This window comes from Chitinivibrionales bacterium (assembly GCA_014728215.1).
In the GTDB taxonomy this organism is placed as follows: Bacteria; Fibrobacterota; Chitinivibrionia; order Chitinivibrionales; family WJKA01; genus WJKA01.
Map to the genome: position 1 here is coordinate 1 of WJLZ01000046.1, position 2,862 is coordinate 2,862.

Consider the following 2,862-nt stretch of genomic DNA (forward strand, 5'->3'; position numbering starts at 1 on the left):
GCGTTCGATACGATTTTTCCTCGGCCACAGCCAGCTTGTTGGAGATGACGGGATTCCCGTTAGCGCTCGCGAGTTTGGGTTGTATACTGAGATAATGGTCGCTGATTTGCCGACGAAGGGACACCCAAGAATGCCGGCAATCTCGTCAAAGCAGTACTGGATACCAGAAATACCCGATGAGCATCTAAAGGTGTTTCAGCAAGACGCCGTTTTGGGGAAGGAATACTATTCAGAATCGGCGATTTCTCATTACAAGCATGGCTATAATGAAACTTAAGCAAATCAATTCCTTCGATACCTACGACCGGACAGAAATTTTGGATACGAGCCAGTCTGACGGCGATATCATGGTTAATTACGTACTCTTGGTACAACATAACGTATGAAAACTATTACAGGTAAATCGGTCAATCTGAGATCATATAAACTGGATGACGCAAGATCAATATATGAGTGGTGGAATGATGACGAAACGACGAAATGGATGGGTAGGAAATTCCGAGAATCACAGGAATATCAGGTAATTGAGGAACGACTTCGGGGAATAATAGAGAACCCTCCGGAAGATGCTTTGTTTTATGCAATTGCCAGCAAGGGAACGGACCTATACATAGGGGGAATTGACCTAACATCGATTGATCTGGTTGATAAGAATGCCATTTTGAGCGTAGTGATTGGCAAGAGGCAGGACAGAAGCAAAGGATACGGAAGTGAAGCGGTAGGATTGATCCTCAAGACTGTATTTTCCGAGCTGGAGCTTCATAAAGTTGAGCTCAATGTACGTGATCGAAACGCGGCGGCCATATGCTGTTATAAAAAAATGGGCTTTGTCGAAGAGGGACGGCGAAAGGACCACGCTTTTATAAATGGTAGTTTCAACGACATAATACACATGCTGGTTTTTAGTGCTGAATTTAAGAGTTTATTTAGCCAGCAACCCGATTAGTCACGCGGAAAACCAGGTGCCTAGTCGTTGAGTTTGGCTCGATTGATTTTCTTGTTACCACTTAGCTATCGTCTGTGTCGGTTCAAACATTACAAAGAGTTTCGATACCGTGTTTTTTGTGGATTGAAGGTAAGCAGCAAAATGCTCGCGCTGGCTATCGGAAACACTGTCCCAATCAGAAAACCATTCTGTAATCCGCACCGCTGAAAAACGTACCCAAACCCAGCAGATCCGACAATGCTCCCGATCCAGCTAAATCCTTGAAAAAGCGAGATAGCGCTCCCAATATTTTTTTTCGGGAAAATGTCTGTCATCAGAGCGGGTCCGATACTGAGGCTCACCCCAAGAACTGCTAAGAAAGATGCTCCTATCCAAAAATGCCAAATCCGCACAGATACAGCGAACAAGATCAACGATAGCGCGCCGGAAAGATATGCGGATAGCAAGACCTTCTTTCTACCAAACTTATCGGATAGGTATCCTAATAAAAATGGTATTGGCAGAGCGATTAGCCCGGCAGCTATTGCAGTAGTTGAGATTGACGTTGAACTATATTCCAGCATATCCATGGACAAAGATCGGCCAAGGTGACCACTTCCATTCGCGATCATGGCGATCAGCTGAGCGAAGAGTACAAGAATGAATAATCTGCGTACCCTTTTGTCCGAGTGTTGAACTGCAACGTGGGTTTCAGATCGATTCGTGGATTTATCGTGAAGCAACAATATAGCAATGGGGGATAGCAACGAAAAGCATGAAAGAACCAAAAACATGGTGCCATACCCAGAATGGTCAATAATCGGCCCTATTACGATGCCGCCAATTAAGGTGCCCGCGGGAACAGTTATACCAACTATTCCAAATGATCTTCCTCTTTTTGGTGTATCTGCAGACAATCCCACTAAAATCGCTACTAAGGAAATCGCAGCTCCTCCGAAAAACCAAACAAGGCCTGTTAGTACGGCCAGCTGCGAAAAGCTTGTTGCCATTCCCATCAAGTAGATTAGTGGAACCATGCAGCCTGTAGAAAACCAGAGCAATACTTTTCTTCTATCAAGAAGATCCGATAGTTTTCCTGCGATAATTGATCCTATAGCCGTGGCTGTAAAGGCAATGGCAACATAATAACCTGATGCGAATGACGAAGCGCCAAATGTACGGGCATAAACTGGGAGATGAGGTAACAAGCCGTTGCCTACTACAAATGGTACTAAGCTCGTTATAAACAATGCGGTTGTTTGTCTTTTTTTCATAATTCTCCATCAAACTCCAAAGTCTTGGGATACATAATGATATACGAAACATTTTCTACCGCGATGAAATGATAACGTTTAGTTTCATTTCGAAAAGCACGCGAGATCAAAATACTCGGCTCAAAGTCTGTATTGATCAGACTTTGAACCGCCCCGGGTATCCCGGAGACTGTCTAATGTGAGTCCAGCCACTTCAGCTCGAGCTTCAACCTCATCTTAATATGCTTTTTCGAACTCTACCGGCGGTACATAACCATATTGCACTAATACTCAGCGTTCCAACAAACCGCATGGTCAATAGAAATACATAGAGACAATTACATCATCTCTGAAAAATATCCTTAACTTTTCCTGACTGAGATTGATATAATGCAGACCCGGCCTGCCTTTTCTTTTTTTAAACAACGTATCGCGTAAATCCCAGTCTATTTCCTGATCTTCAATAATCCTGTCGGGCGAATAGCCTGCCAGGAAATCAGACAGAGTCGTACCGATTTCGAGCGCTCCATGATACCTATACCAGTCATTATCAGATGAAATGCGTACTTCAGCAAGTTCTTCCGGATGAGTGCCAAAATAAAAACCGACATGATTATACAAAAATGTGTAGTGGTAATTCGGCGTCTGACCGGCTAACACCAGTTCCGCAGGGAGACCTAGCGA

General features: G+C 44.0%; 2 protein-coding genes. One reads left to right on the top strand and one right to left on the bottom strand.

Annotated elements, in window-relative coordinates; translation table 11 throughout:
* The first annotated feature begins 382 nt into the window (after window positions 1-382).
* Entirely contained in the window at window positions 383-946 is a 564-nt protein-coding gene (locus GF401_03285; protein MBD3344066.1) for a GNAT family N-acetyltransferase, read from the top strand.
* An 89-nt stretch (window positions 947-1,035) separates the two neighbouring features.
* Here the strand turns inward: GF401_03285 and GF401_03290 are convergent, their stop codons facing one another.
* Window positions 1,036-2,199, bottom strand: a complete 1,164-nt coding sequence (locus tag GF401_03290; protein ID MBD3344067.1) for an MFS transporter — start codon at window positions 2,197-2,199, stop codon at window positions 1,036-1,038.
* Between the last annotated feature and the right edge of the window lie 663 nt (window positions 2,200-2,862).